Here is a 25,759-nt window from a genome sequence, read left to right as displayed (position 1 = left end):
CCTGGTTTCTTAAAACAGCTCGACCTCGCCCGCCACCGGCTTGGCCTTGAGGCGGTTGGCGTAGTCGTTTTCACGCTGCGCCAGGGTGTCGTTATGGGTTTGCATCAGTTTCTTGACCAGCACCTTGCCGGTCTTGGGGAAAAAGTAGACCTTGCGCGGGTAAATGTCGCACAGGTCTTCCGCCATGATGCGGATCTTCTCGTTCTTCAGGAAGCTTTGCACGAAGGCGGCATTGCGTTCGCCGACGTTGATCGCGGTGAAGCCTTTCAGCACCGCGCCGCCGCCGAACACCTTGGCCTCCAGGTTGTCGCGCCGCGCGCCGGCCTTCAGCAGGTCGTTGATCAGCACTTCCATCGCATACGTGCCGTAGCGCGCCGAGGCGGAAACCGGGCTGCCGGCATCGGAGCCGCCGTCCGGCAGCATGAAGTGGTTCATGCCGCCCAGGCCGGTCAGCCGGTCGCGGATGCAGGCCGACACGCAGGAGCCGAGCACGGTCACGATCAGCATGTCCTTCTGGGTGTAGTAGTACTCGCCCGGCAGGATCTTCGCCGCGTCGCAGTCGAAGGTCCTGTCGTAATAGACATTGGTTGCGAATTGTTCTTTATCCATGTCATGCCCTCTTGCGCTCATCGAGTTCGTAGACAGTCTTACCGCGCAACTTCAAAGCGTCCGACACGTAAAGGAAGTTCTCGGAATGGCCGGCGAACAGCAGGGCATCCGGTTTCATCAAGGGCACGAAGCGCGACAGGATCTTGCGCTGCGTTGCCTTGTCGAAGTAGATCATCACATTGCGGCAGAAGATCACGTCGAAGCCGGGACGAATATCCCATCTCTCGTCCAGCAGGTTGACCTGCCGGTAGGTGATCAGCGAGCGCAGTTCCTGCCGCACGCGCGCCATGCCTTCGTTGGCGCCGCGTCCTTTCATGAAGAAGCGGCGCTGCTGCTCGGGCGACAGCTTGTCGATCCGCTCCATCGGGTAGACGCCGTTGGCGGCCGTGGCCAGCACATTGGTGTCGATATCGGTGGCCAGGATATGCACCGGCGGCGTCAGCGTGTTGAAGGCTTCGCAGCAGGTGATGGCAATCGAATACGGTTCCTCGCCGGTGGAACTGGCGGAGCACCAGATGTTGATCGGTTCCCCGCGCTTGGCCTTGAGGTGCTCGGCCAGCAGCGGGAAGTGGTGCGATTCGCGGAAAAACGACGTCAGGTTGGTGGTCAGGGCATTGGTGAACGCCTCCCACTCGCCGTTGCCCAGGCGCCCTGCTTCCAGGTCGTCCAGGTAGTGTACGAAACTATTGATGCCGGTGGCGCGCAAGCGTCGCGCCAGGCGGCTGTACACCATCTCCTGTTTGGAGTCGGCCAGCGCGATGCCGGCCCGCTTGTAGATCATCGCGCGGACCCGTTCAAAATCCTTGCCGTTGAAGTCAAACTCTTTCACGGTCTCTTTGGTCAGCGCCATTTTTATAGCTCTCCGCGGTTACATGGACGTTAAAACTCTTCCCAGTCGTCGCCGGATGGGGCGGCAGCCGCAAGCTTCTTCGCCGGCTGCGCGGCCGGGGTGGCCGGCACTACCGCCGTGCTGCGCGCCGGCGCCGCCGGCCTGGCTTTGCGCGGCGCTGCCGCCGCACGCTTGGCGAATTCGTCGCCGGCCAGCTTGAAGATCGACACCGCCTGGGCCAGGTTGTTGGCCTGGTCCTGCATCGATTCGGCGGCGGCGGCGGCTTCTTCCACCAGCGCGGCATTCTGCTGCGTCATCTCGTCCATCTGGCCGATGGCGGCGTTGACTTCCTCGATGCCGTGGCTCTGTTCCAGGGTGGCGGCGGTGATTTCGCCCATGATGTCGGCCACCTGCTTGATCGAGGTCACGATCAGGCCCATGGTCTGGCCGGCTTCATCGACCAGGCGGCCGCCCGCATCGACCTTGTCGACCGAGTCGTCGATCAGGGCCTTGATTTCCTTGGCTGCCGCGGCGCTGCGCTGCGCCAGGTTGCGCACTTCCGATGCCACCACGGCGAAGCCGCGGCCCTGTTCGCCGGCGCGCGCCGCTTCCACCGCGGCATTCAGCGCCAGGATATTGGTCTGGAAGGCGATGCCGTCGATCACGCCGATGATGTCCACGATCTTGGTCGACGACTGCTTGATCGAGCCCATGGTGTCCACCACTTGCGACACGACATGGCCGCCCTTCACGGCCACCGAGGATGCCGATACGGCAAGCTGGTTGGCCTGGCGCGCATTGTCGGCGTTCTGCTTCACGGTGGAGGTCAGGTTTTCCATCGACGCCGCGGTTTCCTCCAGCGAAGAGGCCTGCGATTCGGTGCGGGCCGACAGGTCGGCGTTGCCGGTCGCGATTTCCTGCGAGGCGGTGGTGATGGTTTCCGTCGATGCGCGCACCTGGCCGACGGTCTTGGCCAGGCTTTCGTTCATGTCCTTCAGCGCCTGCAGCAGTTCGGACGTTTCGTCCTTGCCCTCCACCGTCACTTGCGAGGTCAGTTCGCCGGCAGCCACTTTCTGCGCCACTTCCACCGCGCCCGACAGCGGACGGGTGATGGACTTGGTGATGGCCAGGGCGCACAGAATGCCGACGCCGACCGCTACCGCCGCCAGCACCACCATCCACATGGTCAGGCTGCGGTCGGCCTTGTTGGAACTTTCCTTGAAGTCGGCGACCGCCGCCTGCTGCAAATCGACCAGCTTGTTCAGCGCAGTCAGGGTCTGCTGCTGCAGCGGATCGATGCGGCCGGCAATGACTTTCGCTGCGCCTTCGGCGTTGAAGGCCATGATCTGCCCCATCGCCTCCTTGAAGGCTGCATCAACGTCGGTTTGCAGGGCGGAGATGTCGTTCACCACCTTCTTCTCGGCGTCATTCAGGCCCAGGCTTTGCAGCTTGGTGCGCGCCGCGTCGTAGCGGGCGCGGTTGGCCTTGACCTTCTCTTCTTCCTTCTGCATCAGGCTGACGTCCGACTGCAGGCCGATATTACGCATGGCGATACCGGTTTCCAGCATTGCACTTTTCATCGACTGCGCCTGCAATTCCTTGGCACCGGAGACATCCAGGCCGGTCATCAGGGCGGACTTGTTGCGGTAGTTCAGCACGTTGGTCAGCAGCACAGTGCCGACCAGGATCAGCAGAATAATCCCGAAACCAAAACCAAGCCGGGTACCTATCTTGTATTCGCGCATGTTCATTTTGTTCTCTCCCCCTAGTATCCTGCCGGATCTGTATTCTTATGTTTTAGGCTGCCAGTTTTTCGCTCAAGCCCATTTCCGGGCTGGACATCAGGCGCTGGATATCCACCAGGATCAGCATGCGCTCGTCGATCGTGCCGAGGCCGATCATGTACTCCGTACTGAAGGCGGTACCCATGTCTGGTGCGGCCTTGATCTGCTCGGGCGTCAGCGACGTCACGTCCGATACCGAATCGACCACCATGCCCACCACGCGGCCATTGATATTGAGGATGATGACCACGGTGAACTGATCGTACACCGGTTCGCCCAGCTTGAATTTGATGCGCATGTCCACCACCGGGATGATGATGCCGCGCAGGTTGATCACGCCTTTGATGAATTCCGGCGCATTGGCGATGCGGGTCACCGCTTCGTAACCGCGGATTTCCTGCACTTTCAGGATATCGATGCCGTATTCTTCGGCGCCCAGCTTGAAAGCCAGGAATTCCTGGACGGCTGTTCCGGCGCTTGCCGCGTCGCTCATGGTTCTTCCTTCACAAAGTTTGATTCGTCAACCAGCTGGCGCGACGAGCGCACCAGCGCCGTCACGTCCAGGATCAGCGACACGCCGCCGTCGCCGAGGATGGTGGCACCGGAAATGCCGGTCACCTTGCGGTAATTCGATTCCAGGTTCTTGACCACGACCTGCTGCTGGCCCACCAGTTCGTCCACGAACAGGCAGGCCTTCTTGCCCTCGGTTTCCACGATCACCAGGATGCCCTGGCATGGATCGGTGAAGCGCGGTGTGATATCGAAAATCTGGTACAGCGGGATCAGCGGCAGGTATTCGCCACGGACCTTGATGACGCGGCCCTTGCCGCTGATTTCCTTGACGTCTTCCGGCGCCGGCTGCAGCGATTCGAGCACGAAGCCAAGCGGCAGGATGTAGACCTCTTCGCCGGTCTGGATCAGCATGCCGTCCAGGATGGCCAGCGTCAGCGGCAGGGAAATCGAGATGGTGGTGCCAAAGCCTTTGGCGGAGCGGATGTCGACGGTGCCGCCCATGGCGGTGATATTGCGTTTGACCACGTCCATGCCGACGCCGCGGCCCGACACATCGGTCACCTGTTCGGCGGTCGAGAAGCCCGGCGCGAAGATCAGCTGCCAGACATCGGCGTCCGTCATATTGTCGGACAGCGGCAAGCCGTTCTGGCGCGCCTTTGCCAAAATCCTGTCGCGGTTCAAGCCGCCGCCGTCGTCCGAGACTTCGATGATGATGCTGCCGCCCTGGTGCGAGGCGGACAGGAACAGGCGCCCCGTTTCCGACTTGCCGGCCGCCTTGCGCACGTCCGGCATTTCAATGCCGTGGTCGATCGAGTTGCGCACCAGGTGGGTCAGCGGGTCGACGATGCGTTCGATCAGGCCCTTGTCCAGTTCCGTGGCGGCGCCGCTGGTGACGAATTCGACCTTCTTGCCAAGCTTGGTGGCCAGGTCGCGCACCATGCGCGGGAAGCGCGAGAACACGAAGTCCATCGGCATCATGCGGATCGACATCACCGATTCCTGCAAGTCGCGCGTGTTGCGGGTCAGCTGGGAAATTCCGCTCAGCAGCTTTTCGTGCAGCACCGGGTCGATGGTGCTGGCGCGCTGTTCGATCATCGCTTGCGTGATCACCAGTTCGCCCACCAGGTTGATCAGCTGGTCGACCTTCTCCACCGAGACGCGGATCGAGGACGATTCGCCGCCGGCCGGCGCGTGGGCCTGTTTTTCCGCTTCCTTGCGGGCAGCCTTCTTTTCCAGCTCTTCGCTCGGCTTGGCTGCTTCCACCGGCGCATCCTGGACGCCGGCCTGGGCACGGATCACTTCCAGCGGCTGGAAGAAGCCGTAACCGCGCGCATCTTCGGCGGCAGCGCCGGCATTGCCGCGGATTTCGTCGAGCGGCTGGAAGAAGCCGTAGCCTTCGCCGTCGGCCGCGGGGGCTGCGGCAGCGGCAGCGGCGCCTGCGCCTGGCAGGGGATCGAAGAAGCCATAACCGAGCTCCGCTTCCTTGCGTTCACGCTCGGCGTTCTCGCGCGCGGCCTGGGTCGGGCTCAGCGCAGGCAGCTCGCTGACCTTCATCTGCTCGGCATCGATCACGAAGGAACAGATGGCCACGATATCGTCCAGCGATTCGTGGGTGGTGACGATCATGGCGTGGCGCTCGGCGTCCAGCGGCACCAGTTCCACGTGGCCCATCAGGCCAAGTTCCGCTGCCAGCGCCTCGACCTCGCGGTGCACCATGGGCGGCAACTCCAGCCGGTAGCGCTTGCCGCCGCTGTGGTCGACCGACTGCGCTTCCGGCGTACTGAAGCCCGACGCCACCGGCGCCATCGCTTCGATGTGCACGTCCTGCGCCAGCTCCTGCAGCATCATGCGCACGTCGCCCACGGCTTCCTGGTCAACCGCGCTGCCCAGGCGGTGCCCGTCCAGCTGCATCTTCAGGATGTCCTTGGCCGCCAGGAAGGCGTCGACATGGGTCGACGTCAAGGCCATCTCGCCCTTGCGGATGCGGTCCAGCAGCGTCTCCAGCACGTGCGTCACTTCGGTCATGTCGGTCACGCCGAACGTCGACGCCCCGCCCTTCACCGAGTGCGCGGTACGGAAAATCGCGTTCAAGTCTTCTTCGCTGGGCGACTCGACGTCCACGCCCAGCAGCAGACGCTCCATTTCAGCCAGCAGTTCTTCCGCTTCATCGAAGAAGACCTGGTAGAACTGGCTAATGTCGATGGTCATGCCACACCCCTTAATTAGCCAATGACCTTCTTCACTACCTCAATCAAGCGTTGCGGGTCGAAAGGCTTGACCAGCCAGCCATTCGCGCCGGCGGCGCGGCCCTTGGCCTTCATCTCGTCGGACGATTCGGTGGTCAGCATCAAGATGGGAACCTTGGCGTACGACGGCTGCTCGCGCAGCAGCTTGATCAGTTGCAGGCCGTCCATGCGCGGCATGTTCTGGTCGGTCAGCACCAGGTCCACGGTTTGCAGCTTGGCCTTTTCCAGGCCATCCTGTCCGTCGACTGCTTCCACCACCTGGTAGCCGGCTGCCTTCAGGCTGAATGCCACCATCTGGCGCAGCGAGGAGGAGTCGTCGACTGCAAGAATTGTTTTAGCCATCTTTTTTTCTCACTTAGTAAAATTTTTGTGTGTATTCAGAACAGTTCGATGTCGCCGCTTTCCAGGTGCTTCTGGCTGACCGCCTTGCGCAGCACGCTGCGCAGTTCAAGGCTCTGGATCGCCAGCGCCATGCTGACCTTGCTCAGCAGGTCCACGATCTCGTCGCTGCCCGATTCCGGCACCACTTCGGCGCCGTGCGCCCCCAGCGTGCCGAGGAATTCCCGCAAGCCGGTGACGCGCTTCAGGGTACGGTCGATCAGCTGGCTGGTCATGTCTTGGAACTGCATGCTGGTAATGGCGGCGTTGACGTAGCCGCTTACCTGTTCGTTCATTTCCTTCAGGCGCGCCTTGTCTTCGGCCGACGGATTGCCGCCTTGCAGCAGCAGCTCGATGGTCGCTTGCTGCGCGCTGACCGCTTCATGGATCGCCATGAAGTTGCGCGTCAGCTTGTCGATCGCTTCCTCCAGCAGCAGGTTGGTCTGCAGCAGGTCGGTCTCGACTTCCGTCAGGTGGCGCCGGCCATGGTCCGACACGCCTGACAGCAGGCGTTTCACATGCGAGCCAAGGATCTTCTTTCTTGTCATAAAGTCTCTATTTCTTCCCTGCCGGCGCAGCCGGTGCCGCTGCCGCCGCGGCTTGCGTAGCTTCCGTATCGAGGCCGACTTGCAATTTGCCGCCGTCACGCAGCACATTCTCCTCGGTCCTCTTGTTCATCACAATGATGCTGATGCGGCGATTGATCGGGTTGAAAGGATCCGCGCGGTCCAGGTGGGCAGCGCTGGCCAGGCCCACCACGCGCAGGATCTTATTGTCGGCCAGGCCGCCATGCAGCAGCGCGCGGCGCGAGGCATTGGCGCGGTCGGCCGACAGTTCCCAGTTACTGTACCCCGTTTCGGTGAAATACGGCGTGGAGTCGGTGTGGCCGGACAGGCCGATCTTGTTCGGCACGTCGTTCAGGGCCGGCGCAATGGCTTCCAGGATTTCGCCGGCATACGGTTGCAAGTCGGCTTTGCCGGCATTGAACATGGGGCGGTTTTGCAAGTCGACGATCTGGATGCGCAAGCCTTCGCTGGTAAAGTCCAGCAGCAATTGCTCTTTGAACTTCTTGAGTTCGGCATTGGTATCGATGGTCATTTCGATCCGGGCACGCAGCGCCTGCAGGCGTGATTTCTCTTCCGCTTCGAGCGCCTTCTTGGCGGCATCGAGGTTATAGGATTTCGACTGCGCCGGATCGTCCGTCATCTTGACCTGGCCGGTACGGCGCGACAGGTCCGAGCCCCCGCCCTGGATCACCGAAGAACTGTCGCCGCTGCCGGAGCCGCCTTGCATGGCGACTTTGAGCGGCGTCTTGAAGTATTCGGAAATACCGTTCAGGTCGCCCTTGGTAGTCGAACCGAGCAGCCACATCAGCAGGAAGAACGCCATCATCGCCGTCACGAAGTCGGCGTAAGCGATCTTCCAGGCGCCGCCGTGGTGGCCGCCCCCGCCCTTCTTGATCTTCTTGACGACAATGGGCCGCAGGCCTTCTTCAGCCATGGCAGGTCCTCGCTTCCATTACTTCGACTTCGATTTCTTGATATGTTCTTCCAGCTCGGAGAAGCTGGGGCGCTCGGTAGAGTACAGTACCTTGCGGCCAAATTCCACAGCCAGTGCCGGGGCATAACCATTCAGGCTGGCCAGCAGCGTGACTTTCACGCACTGGAACATCTTGGTCGACTCTTCCAGCTTCTGCTCCAGCAGGCTGGCCAGCGGGCCGACGAAACCGTAGGCCAGCAAGATGCCGAGGAAGGTACCGACCAGCGCGTGCGCGATCAGCATGCCCAGCTCGGACGGCGGGATGCCCACCGATTCCATGGTGTGCACCACGCCCATCACCGCCGCCACGATACCGAAGGCCGGCAAGCCATCGCCCAGCTTGGCGATGCAGTGGGCCGGCACATGGCCTTCCTGGTGATGGGTGTCGATCTCGTTGTCCATCAGGTTCTCGATCTGGAAAGCATCCATATTCCCCGACACCATCAGGCGCAGGTAATCGGTCATGAACTCGATGATATGGTGATCCTCCAGCACCGCCGGATATTTGCTGAACAGCGGACTGTCTTCCGGCTTGTCGATGTCGCCTTCGATCGACATCAGGCCTTCCTTGCGCACTTTGGACAGCACGTCGAACAGGAGCGACATCAGCTCCATGTACAAATCCTTGGTATAGCGTGAACCTTTGAACAAGGTTGGCAGCGCGGCCAGCGTGGCCTTGATCGACTTGCCGTTATTGCCAACAAAGAAAGCGCCGGCAGCAGCGCCGCCAATCATCAGCAGCTCCAGTGGCTGGAACAGGGCCGCCAAATGGCCGCCGGACAGCGCGAAACCACCAAAAACGGAGCCGAGGACGATGAGGTAACCGACAATGACTAACAAGCGCGCGATCTCCCCGAAAGCTAGTTAAAAGCAATAATATTCCACAGTGGAACTACAATAACGTGAAGACGCCTCTGCGGCAAGGAAAACTGCCTTTAAAACGCTCTTATATAAAGGAGCGGACCACCCTCTGTGGTGCGAATGGTCTTGATGCCGTTTGCAGCAGGAATCTCAAATTCATAACTGGCAAGCAAACTACCGCTCCGCATTTCGCGCTGGGCCTTGTTCCACAAGGCCGGCATGGCAGCCGGCGACAAATAGGCAAACACCAGGTCATATTCTGCAAAATTTAACTGCTCATAGTCGCCGCGTACGAAACGGGCACGGCTGCCGCAGAATGCGGCCCGCAAGCGCGACACCAGCCACGGCACCGGCGCCAGTTCAATTCCAACAACTTCCGACTCGGGCCGCGCGCGCGCCAGGTGCAAGGCGAAGCCACCGAGGCCGCTGCCGATATCGATCATGCGCAGCGCCCTGCCCTGCGGCAGCTCGGCCAGTACGGCGCGCCACACGGCGCGGCTGGAAGGATAGTAGGGAACCTGGGTGCGGTAGGTGGACCAGTACCAGCCCAGCAAGACCAGGAAGACCGCGGCGGCCAGCCATGGCGGCAGATGCAGGGCCAGGCCGGCCAGTAATGCGATGGGGAACAGCAGCAGGATCGGCAGCCACCAGCGCGCCAGGCCGATCTTCCAGCCGATAGCGGCAGCGAGCAAGCCTTGCAGCAGCACGGCTTGCAGCATGGTCAAGCCATGACCGAACGATTCAAGCGCAACTGCCAGCGCGGCGCATGGCAGCACCGCGCCGGCCTGGGCCAGCAGCGCCTGGAAGGCGGGGATTCTAAGCAGCGAGCGCTTCGGCGGCATCCTTGGCCTTGCGGGTCTTGCCGGCACGCGAAGGCATATGGCACAAGCCGCACTTGTAGTCGCGGTTCAAGTCCATGGCGTCGACTACGAACTTACCCTTGCAGCAAGTGCAAGGCTTAAGCTGCAGCATATTGTTGCTGGCGAATTTGACCAGCGTCCAGGCACGGGTCAGCGACAGCAGCGGCTCTTCGCCGGCGGCCGGCGGCATTTGTTCCAGGTAGAGCTGGTATGCCTTCATCACGGCGTGGATGCCGCTGGCGCCTGCGTGCTCGAGCAGGAAATTATGGATGTTCATGAACAGCGACGAGTGGATGTTCGGCTGCCAGGTCAGGAACCAGTCGGTCGAGAAAGGCAGCATGCCTTTCGGCGGCGACATGCCTTTCAGTTCCTTGTACAGCTTGAGCAGGCGTTCGCGCGACAGCGACACTTCAGTTTCCAGCAGCTGCAGGCGGGCGCCCAGGTTGATCAGCTCGATAGCCAGCTGGATTTCCTGCGCCTCGGTCACCACACTCTTCTTGCTCATGGCGTCGCTCCTTAAGCGATTTCTTCAACTGCCTGGCCAGCCATCAGGATGGCGGCGTGGGACTGGGCCAGGGAACGGTCCTTATTGTAGTTGGTCAGCATGCCGAGGATGGCGCTGTCGTCGAAGCGGAAGCGGGCCAGCATCATGTTGCCGCCTGCCAGTTTCAGGATCTGGGCATTGCTCATGCCTTCGATCAGGTCGGCGATGTCGGCCGAAATGCCGAGACGGAAGATCGCGGTGACTTTGTCGGCACGGATCATCTGCTGCGCCAGCATCAGGTAGCTCAGGTTCGCATCGCGGATTTCAGCCATCATGTCGTTTGCAGTCATGTCCATCTCCAGTCAGTTTCAGCTTGCAACGCAATTTTCGTTGCTGTTGAGATACATTCTGCTGGAGACGCGCCAAAGCGCATAGAGGCGGCGCGCTGTATTTTGGGTCGGGAATAGGCGAAGTGACCCCGTAGGATTTTGTCCTACAGAGGGCTGCCCATAGAGGGGCAACGCCAGTAACGGCGCGGTTTTGCGGGGTGCCCGGTCTCGCTAAAAACACAGGAGCCGAGGGTAAAAATAGATATCGCCGAGATGCTTTTTTGCGACATCTGAACTGGTAACGGCGGGGTTTGGAGGAACTTTAGGGTCCTGAGCAAAAAATTTTAAATTTTTTTCACTCATTCCAAACTGCCGAACAGCAAGCCTTTACCGGGCTTCTAAAATCGGTAACGGCAAGGAGTCGGGAAACTTTAGGGTTTTTTGAAAAAATATTTGAAAATTTTTTAGTTCTTTTAAAATCAATAGCTTAGCAATAAAACCGGTAGTTCGGTGCCTGACCCGCAGGGTCGGGCACCGGTCCGCAACGGTCGCAGGTTGGTGTCAGACCCTGCGGGTCTGACACCGGTTTACCGGTTTTGGGCGCGCAAAAGGTTGCTACAATCTCACTTTGTTTAAGTCTCAAGGAAAGCACCTGCATGATTTCCCGTTCCGACTGCCTGGCCCGCGACGCCGCGGACGCCCTGGCCCCGCTGCGCGAGCAGTTCGACCTGCCTGCCGGCGTTATTTACCTCGATGGCAACTCCCTGGGCGCCCGCCCTAAAGCCGCCCTCACCCGCGCCACCGAAGTGATCGCCAGGGAATGGGGCAAGGACCTGATCACCAGCTGGAACAGCGCCGGCTGGTTCGAGATGCCGAAACGCCTGGGCGACAAACTGGCCCCGCTGGTCGGTGCCAGGCAAGGCGAAGTCGTCGTCACCGATACCACCTCGATCAACCTGTTCAAGGCCCTGGCCGCCGCCCTGCACGCGCAGGCGCACACCGGGCGCAAGGTGATCATCACCGAGCGTTCGAACTTCCCCACCGATATCTATATGGCCCAGGGCCTGACCTCGTGGCTCGACCGCGGCTATGAAGTACGGCTGGTCGACAGCCCCGACCAGCTGCCGGCCGCCATCACGGCCGAAACGGCCGTGGTCATGCTGACCCACGTGAACTACCGCACCGGCTACCAGCACGACATGGCAGCCGCCAGCGCCCTCGCCCACCAGCACGGCGCGCTGATCGTGTGGGACCTGTGCCACTCGGTCGGCGCCGTGCCGCTCGACCTGCACGCCGACGGCGCCGACTTCGCCGTCGGCTGCACTTATAAATACCTGAACGGCGGCCCCGGCTCGCCGGCCTTCATCTGGGTCCCGCAGCGCAACCAGGACAAATTCAGCCATCCGCTGTCCGGCTGGTGGGGCCATGCCAATCCCTTCGCCATGGCGCCCGACTTCGCGCCCGCCAAAGGTATCGGCCGCGCGCTGTGCGGCACCCAGCCAGTCACTTCGCTGGCCATGGTGGAATGCGGCCTCGACGTCTTCGCGCAAACGAGCATGGATGCGGTGCGCGCCAAATCGCTGGCCCTGACCGACCTGTTCATCGCCCTGGTCGAGCAGCGCTGCCCGAACCATCCACTGGGCCTGGTCACCCCGCGCGATCACGCACGCCGCGGCTCGCAAGTGAGCTTTACCCACCTTTACGGCTACGCGGTAATGCAAGCCCTGATCGCACGCGGCGTGATCGGCGACTACCGCGAGCCCGAAATCATGCGCTTCGGCTTCACGCCGCTGTACACCAGCTTTGCCGACGTATGGGATGCGGTGGAAATCCTGAAGCAGATCCTGGACGACAAGGCCTACGACATCACTGCCGCCCGCGGCGCTGTAACCTGAGACCCGACATGACCGAAGAAAAGAAAGACGCCGCCTGGCATGGGGCACAAATGGACTTCTCCAAGTCCATGAGCTATGGCGATTACCTGGGCCTGGAAAAAATCCTGAGCGCGCAGCACCCGCTGTCGCCCAACCATAATGAGATGCTGTTCATCGTGCAGCACCAGACCAGCGAATTGTGGATGAAGCTCATGCTGCACGAGCTGCACGCCGTGGTCGGCCATCTGCGCCGCGACGACCTGCCGCCGGCCTTCAAGATGCTGGCCCGCGTGGCGCGCATCATGGACCAGCTGGTGCATGCCTGGGACGTGCTGGCCACCATGACGCCGCCTGAATACACGGCGATCCGCCCTTACCTGGCCTCGTCGTCCGGCTTCCAGTCGCACCAGTACCGCGAAATCGAATTCATCCTCGGCAACAAGAATGCCAATATGCTGGCCGTGCACCAGCAGGCGCCGGCAGCGCATGCCCTGCTCGACGCGGCGCTGCATGCGCCATCGCTGTACGACGAAGCGATCCGCCTGCTGGCACGCAACGGCCTGCACATCGATGCGGCGCGCCTGGACGGCGACTGGACCCTGCCGACCGTGGCCAACGAGTCGGTCAAGGATGCCTGGCTCGAGGTGTACCGCGACACCACGCGCTACTGGGCGCTGTACGAACTGGCGGAAAAGCTGGTGGACCTGGAAACCGCTTTCCGCTTCTGGCGCTTCCGCCATGTCACCACGGTGGAACGTGTGATCGGCTTCAAGACCGGCACCGGCGGCACCGCCGGCGTTTCCTATCTGCGCAAGATGCTGGATGTGGTACTGTTCCCCGAATTATTCGCTTTAAGGACCGCTTTGTGAAACGCTTGTTCGCTGCCTTGCTGGCCGCGGCGTGTGCACTGCCAGCCATGGCACGCGACGACCGCCCCGGTGTTTTCGATTATTACGTGATGTCGCTGTCCTGGTCGCCGGAATACTGTGCCGGCCGTGGCGGCGGCGACCCGGCGCAATGCGCCACCGGCCGCCAGCTTGGCTTCGTGCTGCACGGCCTGTGGCCGCAGTACGAGCGCGGCTACCCGGAAAGCTGCGGCCGCAGCAGGATTTCGAACGGCCTGCGCGACCAGTACGAATCGCTCTACCCTTCGCCAAAGCTCCTGTTCCATGAGTGGAACAAGCATGGCTCCTGCTCCGGCCTGCAGCCGCAGGACTACCTGGCGCTGAGCGCCAGGCTGCGCGACAGCCTGAAGCTCCCGGCCGCCTTCGCGCGCCCGCAGCAGCCGGTGCGCGTCACGCCAGGCCAGTTCGAGGATGCCTTCCACAAGGCCAATCCGTGGCTGGCCAGGGACTCGGTGCTGCCGGTATGCGGCTCCGGCGGCCGCTTCCTGCGCGAGGCGCGCGTCTGCTTCAGCAAGGACGGCAAATCCCGCAGCTGTTCGCAGGAAGCCATCGCCTACTCGCAGAAGAGCTGCGGGCAAGCGGACTTTCTCATGAAGAACGTCAGATGAGCGTCAGCATTCGTGCGCCGCACCGGGTGCGCTTGCGGCGACAATAAGCGCGCTGTACTGCGCGCCTGCTTGCCATACCACGGGGGGAACCGTTACCGCGGGCTCGCGAACATTGAGGAGCCACTGAATGGGAACTCATCTGAAAAAGGGGCTGGCGACGCTGGCCTTGATTGGCGCTTGCGGAGCAGCGCAAGCTGATCCGCTTGTCTTCAACGCCGCACTCAGCGGCGCCGCGGAATCCCCGCCCAACGCTTCGGCAGCCACGGGCGACGTGACCGTGCTGTTCGATATCGACAACCATTACATGACCATTGCAGCCAGCTTTACCGACCTGGAAGGCTTGAGCGGTGCTGCCCACATCCATTGCTGCACCGCCGTTCCGGGCGACGGCAATGCCGGTGTTGCGACCATGCTGCCAACGTTCACCGGCTTCCCGGCCAATGAAACCAGCGGCAGTTACGCTTCCTTCTTCAGCACCTCGCAGGAATCGTTCTGGAACCCGGCCTTCCTGGCCAATAACGGCGGCACCACGGCCGGCGCCGAAGCTGCATTGTTGGCCGGACTCAATGCCGGCGCCGCGTATTTCAACATCCACTCGAGCGTCTACCCGAGCGGTGAAATCCGCGGCTTCCTGGCCGCGCCGATTCCCGAGCCGGCACAGTTCCTCATGCTGCTGGCCGGCCTGCCCTTGCTGTTACTGCGCAAGAGGGAAAATTAACGAGGGATCGGGTTGCGCGACGCGACGTTCAGCATATTCCAGGAACGGATGACCGCAACCACGAAACCCAGTTCCGCGATCTCTTCGCCGGAGAAATGCTCTTGGACACGGGCGAAAGCTGCGTCGTCGGGATCGCGGACTGGAATCGCATTAATCAACTCCGACCATTCCAGCGCAGCGCGTTCGCGCTCGCTGAAGAATGGCGCCTCGCGCCAGCCGGCCACCGCGTTCACGTGGCGCGGATCGACATCCATCTTCAACAGGTCCTGGTAATGCATGTCGATGCAAAAGCCGCAGCCATTGATCTGCGACACGCGCAGCAGCACCAGGTCCACCAGTTTCTTGCCCAGCAGTTCGCGGTTCAGGCCATTCGACAGCGCCAGCAGGTTCTGGAACGATTTCTGGGACAGTTGGAAGTAGTTGTAACGCAGGGTGCTCATGGAAAATCCTTTCGGTCTGATGGTAAAGACCGCACTGTGCGGCCTTCTTATCCATTAGACGGAGCAGCCCGCCGCTTTGTGACTGCCGGGCTAAAGATTTTTTCCCGCCTGGGCGGGAAAGCTGCAAACCCGGTCGCGCCCGGCCCGCTTGGCGGCGTACAGGGCGGCATCGGCCCGCTGCAGCAGGTCGCCCAGCGGCTCGCCCGGCTGGTGCTCGGCCACGCCGGCACTGATCGACAGTTCGATCGCGGCCAGGCTGCCCTCGAAACGCAGGGCGCGCACCTCGCTGCTGAGCCGCTCGGCAAATTGCAGGCAATGCTGGAGGTCGAGCTTGGGCAGGAAGACGGCAAACTCGTCGCCGCCGTTGCGCACGGCGATGTCGATGCGGCGCGTGTGGCTGTTCAACAGATTGCCTATGCGCTGCAACACCAGGTCGCCGGCCAGGTGGCCATGGTTGTCGTTGACCAGCTTGAAACGATCGACATCGAACACCAGCAAACCCACGCGCTCGGCCGCGTCGCGCTCATGCTGCTGCAGCAGGCGGGCGGCGGCATCTTCCATATAGTGGCGCGTGTACAGGCCGGTCACCGCGTCGCGCACCGCCAGCTGGTAGTATTTGGAACGGTCTTTTTCCAGTTCGCTATTGTCCAGCTGGGCGCGCCGCAAGTCCTCATAGGCCGACAGCAGCTTCTGGTGCGCCTGCTCCAGTTCCTGCTGCTGGCGCGCCTCGGTCGTGACGTCTTCATAGATCGTGACAAAGCCCACCACCCGGCCCTGCTCGTCGCTCATGGGCCGGCCCGTCACTTGCAGCACCGTGCCGTTGGCGCGCGTGCGGCGGAAACGGTGCGGCACGAACTGGCGCGCCAGCTCGATGCGCTCGCGCACCTGGGTGTCCGCATCGCCTGGCCCGAATTCGCCGCGCAGCGCATTGAAACGGAACAGGTCTTCCAGCAGCACGCCCGGCTGCATCAGGCTGTTCGGAAAATCCAGGCATTGGCAAAAGCTGTCGTTCCAGAACCTGAATTGCAGGTCGCGGTCGATGATGGACAGGCCGACCGGCAGGTATTGTATGGCGCGCAGCAAGTCCGCCACCCCAACCTGCATGCCACGCTCGCGAATTTCGCTCAACATGTCGGGATCCTCCGCGGCCTTCCTGCCTGCAAACGTCAGTTGATAATATGCGCCAGCTTGTCCGGGTTGCGCACCACGTAGATGCCGGTGATGCGCTGGCCGTCGGTGGCAAAGCCTTGCGCCGACTCCAGCTTGCCGTCCACGAAACGCAGCAGGCCTGGCTCGCCGTTGACCAGGGCGGCACGGTATTCGATGGCGCCCAGCTTGTGCATGCCGGCGTACAGCGCCGCAATCTTGTCCGGATCGGTAATGACGATGCCGAAGGATTTGACCTTGCCGCCGCCGTCGCCAACCAGCTCCAGGTCTTGCGCCAGCAAAGCGCGCACCGCTTCCTTGTCGCCGCTGGCCGAGGCCGCCACGAAACGCTGCAGCAGCTGGCGGTGGGTGTCGGCCGGGATGTCGAAGCGCGACTGGCCCTGCTGTACACGTTCGCCGGCCCGGCTCACCATCTGGCGGCAGGCCGCCTCGGATTTGCCAAGCTGCTCGGCCACCTCGTGATAGTCATAGTCGAACACCTGGCGCAGCAGGAAGGCGGCGCGCTCCTCCGGGCCAAGGCGCTGCAGCAGCCACATATAGGCCAGCGACAGGTCGCTGGCCCGTTCAGCCTGGGCTTCCGGCGTTTCCTCATCGATGGCAACCAGCGGTTCCGGCAGCCACAGTCCCTCGTAGGCTGCGCGCTCGGCGATGGCCGTGCGCAGGCGGTCGATGGCAAGCCGCGTGACCGCCGTCACCAGCCAGGCCTCGGCCGACTGCACCGCGCTGGTATCGGCGCCCTGCCAGCGGATCCAGGCATCCTGCACCACGTCCTCGGCATCGGCGCGCACGCCCAGCATGCGATAGGCGATGGCAAACAACCGCGCCCGGTGCGCGGCAAATACGGTTGGATTATTCATGACGCAGGACTATACCCGACCTTGTGCACTTTCAGCAGGACCTCGCGCAGTTCGCGCACGCGCGGCGGTTTGCTCAGCACCTCGTCGACGCTGGCGGGTTTGGCATCCACGTCGCCTTCGGGGATCAGGCGCTGGCCCCAGCCGGTAACCAGGATCACCGGCGTACTGGGCGACAGCTCCTTGATGCAGCCGGCCACCTTGCGGCCATCGACGTGCGGCATGCCCAGGTCACTGAACACCGCGTCGAACGGCAGGCTCGATTCCATCGAAGCGCGGAATTGCTCGATGCCGGCGGCACCGCCATTGGCCGCCACCACGCTGTGGCCATCGCGCTGCAGGATGGTGGTCATGGAGGCCAGTACGGCCGGATCGTCGTCGATCACCAGCAGGCGCATGGGCTCGGCCACCGGCACCGCAGTGGCCGGGGCTTCCAGCGGCGGGATGGCGGGATGCGCCAGCGGCAGCGGGAAGGCCAGCGACACCGTGGTGCCCTGCCCGATCGTCGACTCCACCTGCACCACGGCGCTGTGGCGTTCGGCCATCGAATTGACGGTGGCCAGCCCCAGGCCGCTGCCGCGCTCGCCCTTGGTGGTGAAGAACGGATCCAGGCAATGGCGGCGCGTCGATTCGTCCATGCCGACGCCGCTGTCGGCCACGTCGACGATGGCATGTTCGCCGGTGCTGCGGGTGCGCAGGACCAGCGCGCCGCCTTCGGGCATGGCATCGACGGCATTGAACACCAGGTTGGTCAGCGCCTCGCGGATTTCCGGCTCGGAGCCCATCACGGCCGGCAAGCCCGGCGCCAGTTCCAGCTTCATCGAGATCACCACGCCGCGCTGCTGCGGCATATCGCTCCAGCGCGCCCGCGTCAGGTCGGCCACCTGCTGCGCCAGCACATTCAGGCTGACGCTGGCGAGTTCCATCTGCGGCTCGCGGCGGCGGTACAGTTCGCGCATGCGCGCCACCGTTGCGGCCACGTCGTCGATGGCGCGGGCGATCACCTGCAGGTGGTTGCGGCCGCTGGCGCTCAAGCCTTCCTCGGTTTCCAGCAAGGTCTCGGTGTACAGGGCCACCGGCGAGATGGCGTTGTTGATGTCGTGCGCAATGCCGCTGGCCATCTGGCCCAGGGCGCGCAGGCGCTCTTCGCGCGTGACCGACTGCTGCGTCGCATGCAGGGTATGGTAAGCCTGCTGCAGCGCGCCGTACAACTGGGCCTGGCGCGCCGCCAGGGCCGCATGTTCGCTCAGCTGGCGCAGGAATTCGCATTCGCCGCTGGAGAAGGCATTCGGGATGTTGCGCGCCACGGCCAGCACGCCGAACACCACGCTCTCCGCTTGCAGCGGCGCCAGCACCAGCGAATTCAGGCCGCCGCGCGCCAGCCGGTGCGGGAACGGGAACTCGCTGCCGCCGATGTCCGGCTCGTACACCAGTTGCCCCTTGACGCAGCGTGCCAGGCCGTTGTTGTCGATCGACACCTGGGCGCCCTCCTTCAGCGCCGCATCGCCCGGCAGCAAGGCATTGCCGAGGCCGACGCAGCTCGCTTCCAGCACGCCTTCCTGCAGCAGGAAGACGCAGGCAAAATCCACCGGCAACTGGTCTTCCAGGCTGCGCACCAGCACCTGCAGGATGCTGCGCAAGTCCTGCCGCTCGCCGATCGAGCGCGTCATCTGGTGCAGCAGGCTGAGCCGCCCGAGCTGCGCCTGCACTTTCAGCTCGGCGCCATGGCGCACCTCCATCTCGTCATGCAGGGCGGAATTGGCGCTGACCAGTTCATCGCGCGATACCGTGGTCGCACGCAGGCGTTCGGTCATGGCATCGAAGGCACGCGCCAAATCGCCCACCTCGTCGACCGCCTTCATATTCATGCGGAAATCCAGCTTGCCCGACCCCACCAGCTCGGCGCCCCGGCGCAGCCGTTCCAGCGGGTGCGCCACGCTGCGGATGGTCAGGGCCAGTGCGCCCAGCACCGTCATCGCCAGCAGCAGGCCAAGCGCCGCCGCCACGCCCGTGGCATTCTGCTGCGCGCTCAGCACGCCCTCGCGGCTGCGGCGCGCCAGCTCTTCCGCATCGCGGATCATGTCCTGGGTGCGCGACATCAGCTGGCCGAACAGGCGCGCTTCCAGCAGGTGCAGCACTTCGGCCCGTTCCGGCGTCGCGTGCAGCTCCTGCCGCACCAGCAGCAACTCGGAAAAATGGCGCGCCAGCAGTGGCAGGCTTTCCTGCAGCTCGTGCAGCAGCCGCGCTTCATCGGCTTCCCTGAACAAGTCGTCGCGCAGCAGCAAGCCTTGCAGCGATTCTTTGCGCAACTGCCATTGCACGTACGAGCGCCGCTCCTGGGTTTGCGCATACTCCAGCGACAGGTAGCGCAGCGCCACCACCCCGCTGACGATTGCCCCGGCCCGTTCGTTGCGCTGCAATTCCTGCCTGACCTGGCGCGTGGCGCCCAGCATCAGGATCACGGCCAGCGCCACGCCGCCCAGGCACAGCCACTGGGCCCACTTCAGTCGAGTGATGATTTTCATGGCGGCTTAGTGGATGACGGTAACGGCAGTCGGCCGCACCTCGCCCAATCCTTCCAGGTACACATTGTCGAGGAAATTCGGCACTTCCCGTGAATTGGCCAGGCGGTTGCGGATGGCCCAGCGGGCCCGGTCTTCGAAGGCCAGCAACAGCGACTGGTCCAGTTCCAGGCCGAAGTGGTATGTGGGCCAGGCGGCCAGCACTTCGTCGCGACTCAGCTTGGCGGTGGCCGGCAGCAGCGGCTGCGCCTCCCCCGGCGACTTTTCGCACCAGGCCGAGCCCAGTTCGATGGCGTGCAGCAGGCGCGGGATGACGCCTGCCCGTTCGCCGGTAAAGCGCTGCAGCGAGACCAGGTTGTAGATGCTTTCATACGCCTGTTCGCCGGAAAAGCTGACCGCCGTATCGCCCAGCTGCTTGCGCATGGCGCCCAGGAAGGGCTCCCAGCCCGCCACCGCGTCGACGTCGCCGCGCTGTAGCGCCTGGCCCAGCTCTTCCGGCTTGTAATTGACCATGGTGACTTCGCTGCCGTCCATGCGCTGCCAGTTCAGGAACACGTCCAGCGTGAACTGGCCCGAGGTACCCTGCGTGACGCCGATGCGCTTGCCTTTCAGGCTGGCCGGCGTCAGCACGCCATGGTCGCGGCGGCCGATGATGCCGTGGTCCTTGCCGGTGCGGAAAAAGGTCGCCAGTACCTTGACCGGCACCCCGTCCATGGCGGCAAACACGATCGGGATATCGGCCACGGTGCCGACATCGGCCTTGCCGTCGAGCACCGCCTGCATCGACGCCTTGCCGCTCGAGAAAGGCAGCACCTTGACCTGCAGGCCCTGCTCGGCGAAGTAGCCGCGCCGCTCCGCCGCCACCACCGCGCAGGTGCCGACGTAGGCGGTGTTGGCGGCGATCACCAGCGACTGCGCCGGCAGTGCCGGCCGCCGCTGCTGCTGCCACAGCCAGGCCACGCCCAGCGCCAGCACGATGAACAACACGGCAAGGACCTGCATGGTTCGGCTACGCATGTTGCACCTGTTGGGTAGTTTCCGGCGCCAGCGGCAGTTCCACCCAGAAGGTGCTGCCCTGGCCCGGCTGGCTCTCGACGCCGATGGCGCCTTGCATTGCCTCGACCACGCGCCGGGTGAGGGCAAGGCCAAGGCCGCTGCCCTCCTCTTCTTCGTCGCGCCCGAGGCGGTGGAATGGCTGGAAGATGTGCTGGACCTGGTCCGGTTCCAGCCCCGGCCCGGTGTCGCTGACGGAAATGCGCAGGCGGCTGCCTTCCGCCGCCGCGCAGGCCACGGCGACGCGGCCCTGGTCGTGGTTGTACTTGATGGCGTTGGACAGCAGGTTGATCAGCACCTGCACCAGGCGCGTGCGGTCGGCGCGCAGGCGCCGCTGCGGCACCTCGTCGAAACCGAGGCTGATATCGCGCTTGGCGGCCAGCGGCGTGACCATCATGCGGCATTCCTGCAACACGGTCGGCAAATCGACCGCCTCCATTGCCAGCGGCACCTTGCCCGCTTCGATGCGCGCCAGGTCGAGGATTTCGTTGACCAGCTTGAGCAGGTGCTGGCCGGACTGCACGATATTGCGCGCGAAGCGCTGCTTTTCGAGCTGGGTGGCCGGCAGCTTGTCGGCTGCCAGGATTTGCGCGAAGCCGAGGATGCCGTTGAGCGGCGTGCGCAGCTCATGGCTCATATTCGACAGGAAGCGCGACTTCTCGGAGTTGGCATGTTCGGCCGCGGTGCGCGCCTGCTCCAGCCGGTGGTTGGCTTCCGCCAGCTCCATCACGTTTTGCCGCAGTTGGCGTTCCAGCTCGGCATTGGCCAGGCGCAGGGCACGCGTGGCCTGCGCCCGCGCCAGCACCGGCAGCAGGGATGACGCCTTGAAGGGTTTGACGATGTAATCGAGGGCGCCACCCTGCATGGCGCGCACGGCGGTGGCGATGCTGCCCTCGCCGGTCATGATGATGCAGGCCAGGTCCGGGTCGTGCTGCAGGGCCTCCCTGACCAGGCCGATGCCGTCCATGCCAGGCATGTTCAGGTCGGACAGCATCAGGTCAAAGGACTGGCTGCGCAGCAGCTCCAGCGCTGACTCGGCACTGGAGCAACCTTCGGCATCAAACTGATATTGGCGCAGCACGTCGCACAACGCCACAGTGTGGACGCTCTGGTCGTCAACGATGAGAATACGCTGCTTGCGAACTTCCGTCATGCAATCCTCGCGAAGGCGGGCTTGCTTTGATTATGCCGCTTGACAACTGGCTAAAGTCTCACCAAATCTAACTAGCATTTAAATGCTTGCGGCTTGGACGCCACAGTTTCAGAATGGACGGAGCTATGCGCCCCATCTTCCGCCAACGAAGCACGCCCCTGATGCTGACGAGCTTGTTGGCACTCTGGCTGTTTACCCATCCCTGGCGCGGCATCTGGCACGACGGCATGCTGTATGCAGTACAGGCAATGCGCCGCCTGTATCCAGCCAATTTCCAGGGCGACCTGTTCTTCCTGCACGGCTCGCAGGATGCCTTTACCCTGTTCAGTCCGCTATATGCCGCTGCCATTGCAGAATTTGGCCTGCAGCCGGCCACGTTCACCCTGCAGCTAGGCGGCTACCTGTTATGGATCGGCGCCGCGTCCTTCCTGGCCGTTGCGGTGCTGCGCGGCTTTTATCTCTGGCTCGGCCTGGCGATGCTGTTTGCCTGGCCCGCCGATTACGGGCCGAGCCCGGACGTGTTCCACCTCGCCGAATCCCTGCTGACGCCGCGCCTGTTCGCCGAAGGCCTCGGCATCCTGGCGCTGGGCTGCTTCGTACGGCAGCGCTGGGGCTGGGGCCTGCTGCCGGCTTGCCTGGCCCTGGCCTTGCATCCGCTGATCGCCTGCGCCCCGCTGCTGGCCGGCGCCTTGCTCTTCGCCTGGGGCAGCTGGCGCGCGCTGGCCGCGGCGCTGCTGGCCGGCCTTGCGCTGACGGCGGCCCTGGTTGGCGCCGGCGTTCCCCCGTTCGGGCGCCTGTTGCTCGGCATGGACGCCGAATGGCTGGCCTTGGTCAACAGCCGCGCGCCGATGATGGCCTGGACCGCCTGGCAGGCACAGGACTGGGTCAGCCGGACCGGCCTGGCGTTTTGCCTGGTGCTGACGGCAGGCTGGCTGGCCGAGGGCATGACGGCGCGCCTGTTCCGCTGTGCAGCGGCGCTGGGAGCGCTTGGCTTGCTGGCCAGTTGGGCGGGCACCGGGCTCGCCAGCAACCTGCTGCTGTTGCAAGCCCAGCCGTGGCGCCTGCTGTGGATGACGCACCTGTGCTCCTGGCTGGCCCTGGCCTGGCTGCTGGCCGCCTACTGGCGCCGCGAACGCCTGGTCCGCGTGTTGCTGTTGGCACTGTGCCTGGCTGCCCTCACCCGCGATACGGTGGGCGGCGGCGTCGCCTTGCTGGCAGGGGCAATGCTGTGCTGTTTCGCGCCGCGTCCCCCGCTGCGCTGGCCGGCATGGGGCAACGCGGCCGCGCTGCTTGGCCTGGCTGCCATGATCCTGGCCTGGGGATGGCAGGTGACGTTCCTGGCCTTGAAAACAGCCGCCGTCGAGCCGGCCCCGCAGCCGGGTTGGCTGGTCCTGCTGTGGGCCTCGGCCGCCTTCAAGCTGGGTGCCGGCGCACTGCTTGGGACCGGGCTGCTGTTGCTCATCCGGCGCTGCAGCGGCAGCCGGCGCAAGGCGCCGCAATTGCTGGCCTTTGGCCTGGCCTTCAGCATGCTTTGCCTGTCCGTGCTGTACGCCGCCATTCCGGTGCATCGCCAGCACGAACTGTCGGCCAGCGGCGCCCGCGCGGTCCAGTCGGCTTTCGCGCCGCTGATCGCGCAGGATGCCGTACTGTATTGGCAAAACAATGTCATGGTCAGCTGGTTCCTGCTGCACCGCTCGAACTATGCTTCCAATGCCCAGATCACAGGCCTGGCCTTCAACCGCGGCACCGCCGTGGAAGGCATGCGACGCATGGAGCGTTTAAGGCAGTTGGGAGGAGAAGACGCGGTGGTTGCGCTGGACATCCTGCAGACCAGGCTGGGCGCACTGCAGTTGCCGCCGCCCAGCCGCGCCGGATTGCAGTTTGCCTGCGCCGATCCGGTGCTGGATTATGTCGTACTCGCCACGCCGCTGGGCGTCGCGGCGATCGCCCAGGCCAGCGACAGCGAGTACGGCAAGACCTACTACCTGTATGACTGCGCCCGCTTGCGCGGGCACTAGCTTACTTGGTTACTTGGACAACAGCATGTCGTTCATGCGTTTGACGAAGGAGGCCGGGTCGGCCAATGTGCCGCCTTCGGCCAGCAGGGCCTGGTCGAACAGGATGTGGGCCCAGTCCCTGAACTTGGCGCCGGCCGCGTCTTCGTACTTCAGGCGCGTGACCAGCGGGTGCTGCGGGTTGATTTCCAGGATGGGCCTGGATTCCGGCGCGGCCTGGCCGGCTGCCTTCAGCATGCGCAGCAGGTTACCCGACAGTTCGTGCTCGTCGGCGACCAGGCAGGCTGGCGAATCGGTCAGGCGGAAGGTGACGCGCACTTCCTTGGCCTTGTCGGCCAGCGCTTCCTTCATCTTGCCGACCAGTTCCTGGTACTGGGTCTCGGTCTCGGCGTGCTCTTTCTTCTCCGCCTCGTCTTCCATTGCGCCCAGGTCCAGGCCGCCCTTGGCGACCGAATGCAGTTCCTTGCCCTCGAAATCGTTCAGGAAGGACAGCATCCATTCGTCGACACGGTCGGTCAGCAGCAGCACTTCGACGCCCTTCTTGCGGAAGATCTCCAGGTGCGGCGAATTCCTGGCGGCGGCGAAGCTGTCGGCGGTGACGTAGAAGATCTTGTCCTGGCCTTCCTTCATGCGCCCGACATACGCTTCCAGCGACACGCTCTGCTCCTCGCCTTCATTGGCGGTCGAGGCAAAGCGCAGCAGCTTGGCCAAGCGTTCCTTGTTGGCGAAGTCTTCGCCGACACCCTCTTTCAGCACCTGGCCGAATTCAGTCCAGAAGCTCGCGTACTTGTCCTTCTTTTCCTGTTCGTCGGCATTGGCCAGTTCTTCCAGCATGCCCAGCACGCGCTTGGTCGAACCTTCGCGGATCGCCTTCACATCGCGCGACTCCTGCAGGATTTCGCGCGACACGTTCAGCGGCAGGTCGGCCGAGTCGATCACGCCCTTGACGAAGCGCAGGTAAGCCGGCATCAGCTGTTCTGCATCGTCCATGATGAACACGCGCTTGACGTACAGCTTGATGCCGCCGCGCTTGTTGCGGTCCCACAGGTCGAACGGCGCCTTGGCCGGGATGTACAGCAGCTGGGTGTATTCGCTGCGGCCTTCCACCCGGTTGTGGGTGTAGGCCAGCGGCGCGCCGAAATCGTGCGACACGTGCTTGTAGAATTCCTCGTACTGTTCCTGCGTGATGTCGCTCTTGGAGCGGGCCCACAGGGCGCTGGCCTGGTTGATGGTTTCCAGCTCGTCCTTCAGTACGGTTTCCTTCTTCTCTTCATCCCACTCTTCCTTCTGCATCTGGATCGGCAGCGAGATGTGGTCGGAGTACTTGCGGATGATGGACTTGAGTTTCCAGCTCGACAACAATTCTTCCTCGCCTTCGCGCAGGTGCAGGATGATATCGGTGCCGCGGCCGGCCTTTTCGATCTGCTCGATCGAGTAATCGCCCTCGCCCGCCGATTCCCAGCGCACGCCTTGCGCCGCATCCAGGCCGGCACGGCGCGATTCGACCGTGATCCTGTCGGCCACGATGAAGCCGGAGTAGAAGCCGACGCCGAACTGGCCGATCAGGGCCGCATCCTTTTGCTGGTCGCCGGACAGCTTGCCGAAGAATTCCCTGGTGCCCGACTTGGCGATGGTGCCGAGGTGGGAAATCGCCTCGTCGCGGCTCATGCCGATGCCATTGTCGGAAATCGTGATGGTGCGCGCTTCCTTATCGAAACTGACGCCGATTTTCAGTTCGTGGTCGTTGCCGTACAGGGCATCATTGTTGATCGCCTCAAAACGCAGCTTGTCGGCCGCATCGGAAGCATTCGAGACCAGCTCGCGCAGGAAGATTTCCTTGTTGGAGTACAGCGAGTGGATCATCAGTTGCAGAAGCTGTTTTACTTCTGCCTGGAAGCCCATGGTTTGCTTGTTTTCTGCCATTTTTACCTCAATAGTCTTGTAGGGAACTGCGGAATTGCTCACTTGGGGCCGTTTCGCCCGATTTCAAGCCCCGGCAACGTTTCAAAAATACAACC

24 protein-coding genes are annotated in these 25,759 nt (G+C 63.3%); 5 read left to right on the top strand and 19 right to left on the bottom strand.

Annotation, left to right across the window (positions count from 1 at the left end; translation table 11 throughout):
- Positions 1–9 precede the first annotated feature (9 nt).
- The 12 genes from cheD to flhD form a co-directional block, all read right to left on the bottom strand.
- A complete protein-coding gene (cheD, locus tag ASD07_RS23840) occupies positions 10–630 on the bottom strand; it encodes a chemoreceptor glutamine deamidase CheD (protein WP_200953849.1) in 621 nt (206 codons plus the stop codon).
- Positions 611–1,459 carry a CheR family methyltransferase gene (locus ASD07_RS23835; RefSeq protein ID WP_055936092.1) on the bottom strand — a complete coding sequence of 283 codons (849 nt, stop codon included), beginning with the start codon at positions 1,457–1,459 and terminating at the stop codon, positions 611–613. The genes cheD and ASD07_RS23835 overlap by 20 nt, the downstream gene beginning before the upstream one ends.
- Positions 1,460–1,488: 29 nt before the next feature.
- Positions 1,489–3,189 (bottom strand): methyl-accepting chemotaxis protein, encoded by a 1,701-nt coding sequence (locus ASD07_RS23830; RefSeq protein WP_055936089.1) that lies wholly within the window; start codon positions 3,187–3,189, stop codon positions 1,489–1,491.
- A 46-nt stretch (positions 3,190–3,235) separates the two neighbouring features.
- Positions 3,236–3,715 (bottom strand): chemotaxis protein CheW, encoded by a 480-nt coding sequence (locus tag ASD07_RS23825; protein ID WP_055936085.1) that lies wholly within the window; start codon positions 3,713–3,715, stop codon positions 3,236–3,238.
- On the bottom strand, positions 3,712–5,943 hold the full coding sequence (gene cheA / locus ASD07_RS23820; protein ID WP_055936082.1) for a chemotaxis protein CheA: 2,232 nt from the start codon (positions 5,941–5,943) through the stop codon (positions 3,712–3,714). Before cheA ends, ASD07_RS23825 begins: the two co-directional genes overlap by 4 nt.
- Positions 5,944–5,957: 14 nt before the next feature.
- Positions 5,958–6,323 carry a response regulator gene (locus ASD07_RS23815; RefSeq protein WP_055936079.1) on the bottom strand — a complete coding sequence of 122 codons (366 nt, stop codon included), beginning with the start codon at positions 6,321–6,323 and terminating at the stop codon, positions 5,958–5,960.
- A gap of 35 nt (positions 6,324–6,358) precedes the next feature.
- Entirely contained in the window at positions 6,359–6,907 is a 549-nt protein-coding gene (locus tag ASD07_RS23810) for a hypothetical protein (RefSeq protein WP_055936076.1), read from the bottom strand.
- Positions 6,908–6,914: 7 nt separating this feature from the next.
- Positions 6,915–7,859 (bottom strand): flagellar motor protein MotB, encoded by a 945-nt coding sequence (gene motB / locus ASD07_RS23805; RefSeq protein WP_055936073.1) that lies wholly within the window; start codon positions 7,857–7,859, stop codon positions 6,915–6,917.
- Between the two features lie 18 nt (positions 7,860–7,877).
- Entirely contained in the window at positions 7,878–8,738 is an 861-nt protein-coding gene (motA, locus tag ASD07_RS23800; protein ID WP_055936071.1) for a flagellar motor stator protein MotA, read from the bottom strand.
- A 95-nt stretch (positions 8,739–8,833) separates the two neighbouring features.
- Positions 8,834–9,601, bottom strand: coding sequence for a class I SAM-dependent methyltransferase (locus ASD07_RS23795; protein ID WP_055936068.1), 768 nt, complete (start codon positions 9,599–9,601; stop codon positions 8,834–8,836).
- Positions 9,576–10,124 (bottom strand): flagellar transcriptional regulator FlhC, encoded by a 549-nt coding sequence (flhC, locus tag ASD07_RS23790; RefSeq protein WP_055936066.1) that lies wholly within the window; start codon positions 10,122–10,124, stop codon positions 9,576–9,578. The genes ASD07_RS23795 and flhC overlap by 26 nt, the downstream gene beginning before the upstream one ends.
- Before the next feature lie 11 nt (positions 10,125–10,135).
- Complete coding sequence (flhD, locus tag ASD07_RS23785; RefSeq protein ID WP_055936061.1) at positions 10,136–10,453, bottom strand: flagellar transcriptional regulator FlhD; 318 nt, start codon at positions 10,451–10,453, stop codon at positions 10,136–10,138.
- 635 nt (positions 10,454–11,088) lie between these two features.
- Here flhD and kynU point away from each other — a divergent pair.
- The 4 genes from kynU (at position 11,089) to ASD07_RS23765 (ending at position 14,537) form a co-directional block, all read left to right on the top strand.
- On the top strand, positions 11,089–12,327 hold the full coding sequence (gene kynU / locus ASD07_RS23780) for a kynureninase (RefSeq protein ID WP_055936058.1): 1,239 nt from the start codon (positions 11,089–11,091) through the stop codon (positions 12,325–12,327).
- A gap of 8 nt (positions 12,328–12,335) precedes the next feature.
- Positions 12,336–13,175, top strand: a complete 840-nt coding sequence (kynA, locus tag ASD07_RS23775; RefSeq protein WP_055936056.1) for a tryptophan 2,3-dioxygenase — start codon at positions 12,336–12,338, stop codon at positions 13,173–13,175.
- Positions 13,172–13,819 carry a ribonuclease T2 gene (locus ASD07_RS23770; RefSeq protein WP_055936053.1) on the top strand — a complete coding sequence of 216 codons (648 nt, stop codon included), beginning with the start codon at positions 13,172–13,174 and terminating at the stop codon, positions 13,817–13,819. The genes kynA and ASD07_RS23770 overlap by 4 nt, the downstream gene beginning before the upstream one ends.
- Positions 13,820–13,946: 127 nt before the next feature.
- A complete protein-coding gene (locus ASD07_RS23765) occupies positions 13,947–14,537 on the top strand; it encodes a CHRD domain-containing protein (protein ID WP_055936050.1) in 591 nt (196 codons plus the stop codon).
- Here ASD07_RS23765 and ASD07_RS23760 read toward each other — a convergent pair.
- The 6 genes from ASD07_RS23760 to ASD07_RS23735 form a co-directional block, all read right to left on the bottom strand.
- On the bottom strand, positions 14,534–14,977 hold the full coding sequence (locus ASD07_RS23760) for a carboxymuconolactone decarboxylase family protein (RefSeq protein WP_055936047.1): 444 nt from the start codon (positions 14,975–14,977) through the stop codon (positions 14,534–14,536). The two genes, ASD07_RS23765 and ASD07_RS23760, sit on opposite strands and share 4 nt — an antisense overlap.
- 90 nt (positions 14,978–15,067) lie before the next feature.
- Positions 15,068–16,108 carry a diguanylate cyclase domain-containing protein gene (locus ASD07_RS23755; protein ID WP_229207270.1) on the bottom strand — a complete coding sequence of 347 codons (1,041 nt, stop codon included), beginning with the start codon at positions 16,106–16,108 and terminating at the stop codon, positions 15,068–15,070.
- A 35-nt stretch (positions 16,109–16,143) separates the two neighbouring features.
- Entirely contained in the window at positions 16,144–17,001 is an 858-nt protein-coding gene (locus tag ASD07_RS23750) for an RNA polymerase sigma-70 factor (RefSeq protein ID WP_055936044.1), read from the bottom strand.
- Positions 16,998–19,523, bottom strand: coding sequence for an ATP-binding protein (locus tag ASD07_RS23745; protein ID WP_055936041.1), 2,526 nt, complete (start codon positions 19,521–19,523; stop codon positions 16,998–17,000). The genes ASD07_RS23750 and ASD07_RS23745 overlap by 4 nt, the downstream gene beginning before the upstream one ends.
- A 6-nt stretch (positions 19,524–19,529) precedes the next feature.
- On the bottom strand, positions 19,530–20,537 hold the full coding sequence (locus tag ASD07_RS23740; RefSeq protein WP_055936038.1) for an ABC transporter substrate-binding protein: 1,008 nt from the start codon (positions 20,535–20,537) through the stop codon (positions 19,530–19,532).
- Positions 20,530–21,726: a hybrid sensor histidine kinase/response regulator gene (locus tag ASD07_RS23735; protein WP_055936035.1), complete on the bottom strand. Its 1,197-nt coding sequence runs from the start codon at positions 21,724–21,726 to the stop codon at positions 20,530–20,532. Before ASD07_RS23735 ends, ASD07_RS23740 begins: the two co-directional genes overlap by 8 nt.
- A 125-nt stretch (positions 21,727–21,851) precedes the next feature.
- On the opposite strand from ASD07_RS23735, the gene ASD07_RS23730 reads away from it, so the two are divergent.
- Positions 21,852–23,744, top strand: a complete 1,893-nt coding sequence (locus ASD07_RS23730; RefSeq protein ID WP_057247382.1) for a hypothetical protein — start codon at positions 21,852–21,854, stop codon at positions 23,742–23,744.
- Positions 23,745–23,753: 9 nt separating this feature from the next.
- Here ASD07_RS23730 and htpG read toward each other — a convergent pair whose 3' ends face one another.
- Positions 23,754–25,664 carry a molecular chaperone HtpG gene (gene htpG / locus ASD07_RS23725; RefSeq protein ID WP_055936021.1) on the bottom strand — a complete coding sequence of 637 codons (1,911 nt, stop codon included), beginning with the start codon at positions 25,662–25,664 and terminating at the stop codon, positions 23,754–23,756.
- Between the last annotated feature and the right edge of the window lie 95 nt (positions 25,665–25,759).

The sequence above is a fragment of the Duganella sp. Root336D2 genome, assembly GCF_001425005.1.
Classification (GTDB): Bacteria; Pseudomonadota; Gammaproteobacteria; order Burkholderiales; family Burkholderiaceae_D; genus Rugamonas.
This window is presented reverse-complemented; position numbering and strand designations above follow the sequence as displayed.

Excerpts from the sequence above, each read along its gene's own strand:
- cheD (WP_200953849.1), bottom strand. The coding sequence starts at position 630 with ATGAGCGCAAGAGGGCATGACATGGATAAAGAACAATTCGCAACCAAT.
- ASD07_RS23835 (WP_055936092.1), bottom strand. The coding sequence starts at position 1,459 with ATGGCGCTGACCAAAGAGACCGTGAAAGAGTTTGACTTCAACGGCAAG.
- ASD07_RS23830 (WP_055936089.1), bottom strand. The coding sequence starts at position 3,189 with ATGAACATGCGCGAATACAAGATAGGTACCCGGCTTGGTTTTGGTTTC.
- ASD07_RS23825 (WP_055936085.1), bottom strand. The coding sequence starts at position 3,715 with ATGAGCGACGCGGCAAGCGCCGGAACAGCCGTCCAGGAATTCCTGGCT.
- cheA (WP_055936082.1), bottom strand. The coding sequence starts at position 5,943 with ATGACCATCGACATTAGCCAGTTCTACCAGGTCTTCTTCGATGAAGCG.
- ASD07_RS23815 (WP_055936079.1), bottom strand. The coding sequence starts at position 6,323 with ATGGCTAAAACAATTCTTGCAGTCGACGACTCCTCCTCGCTGCGCCAG.
- ASD07_RS23810 (WP_055936076.1), bottom strand. The coding sequence starts at position 6,907 with ATGACAAGAAAGAAGATCCTTGGCTCGCATGTGAAACGCCTGCTGTCA.
- motB (WP_055936073.1), bottom strand. The coding sequence starts at position 7,859 with ATGGCTGAAGAAGGCCTGCGGCCCATTGTCGTCAAGAAGATCAAGAAG.
- ASD07_RS23795 (WP_055936068.1), bottom strand. The coding sequence starts at position 9,601 with ATGCCGCCGAAGCGCTCGCTGCTTAGAATCCCCGCCTTCCAGGCGCTG.
- flhC (WP_055936066.1), bottom strand. The coding sequence starts at position 10,124 with ATGAGCAAGAAGAGTGTGGTGACCGAGGCGCAGGAAATCCAGCTGGCT.
- flhD (WP_055936061.1), bottom strand. The coding sequence starts at position 10,453 with ATGACTGCAAACGACATGATGGCTGAAATCCGCGATGCGAACCTGAGC.
- kynU (WP_055936058.1), top strand. The coding sequence starts at position 11,089 with ATGATTTCCCGTTCCGACTGCCTGGCCCGCGACGCCGCGGACGCCCTG.
- kynA (WP_055936056.1), top strand. The coding sequence starts at position 12,336 with ATGACCGAAGAAAAGAAAGACGCCGCCTGGCATGGGGCACAAATGGAC.
- ASD07_RS23765 (WP_055936050.1), top strand. The coding sequence starts at position 13,947 with ATGGGAACTCATCTGAAAAAGGGGCTGGCGACGCTGGCCTTGATTGGC.
- ASD07_RS23760 (WP_055936047.1), bottom strand. The coding sequence starts at position 14,977 with ATGAGCACCCTGCGTTACAACTACTTCCAACTGTCCCAGAAATCGTTC.
- ASD07_RS23755 (WP_229207270.1), bottom strand. The coding sequence starts at position 16,108 with ATGTTGAGCGAAATTCGCGAGCGTGGCATGCAGGTTGGGGTGGCGGAC.
- ASD07_RS23750 (WP_055936044.1), bottom strand. The coding sequence starts at position 17,001 with ATGAATAATCCAACCGTATTTGCCGCGCACCGGGCGCGGTTGTTTGCC.
- ASD07_RS23745 (WP_055936041.1), bottom strand. The coding sequence starts at position 19,523 with ATGAAAATCATCACTCGACTGAAGTGGGCCCAGTGGCTGTGCCTGGGC.
- ASD07_RS23740 (WP_055936038.1), bottom strand. The coding sequence starts at position 20,537 with ATGCGTAGCCGAACCATGCAGGTCCTTGCCGTGTTGTTCATCGTGCTG.
- ASD07_RS23735 (WP_055936035.1), bottom strand. The coding sequence starts at position 21,726 with ATGACGGAAGTTCGCAAGCAGCGTATTCTCATCGTTGACGACCAGAGC.
- ASD07_RS23730 (WP_057247382.1), top strand. The coding sequence starts at position 21,852 with ATGCGCCCCATCTTCCGCCAACGAAGCACGCCCCTGATGCTGACGAGC.
- htpG (WP_055936021.1), bottom strand. The coding sequence starts at position 25,664 with ATGGCAGAAAACAAGCAAACCATGGGCTTCCAGGCAGAAGTAAAACAG.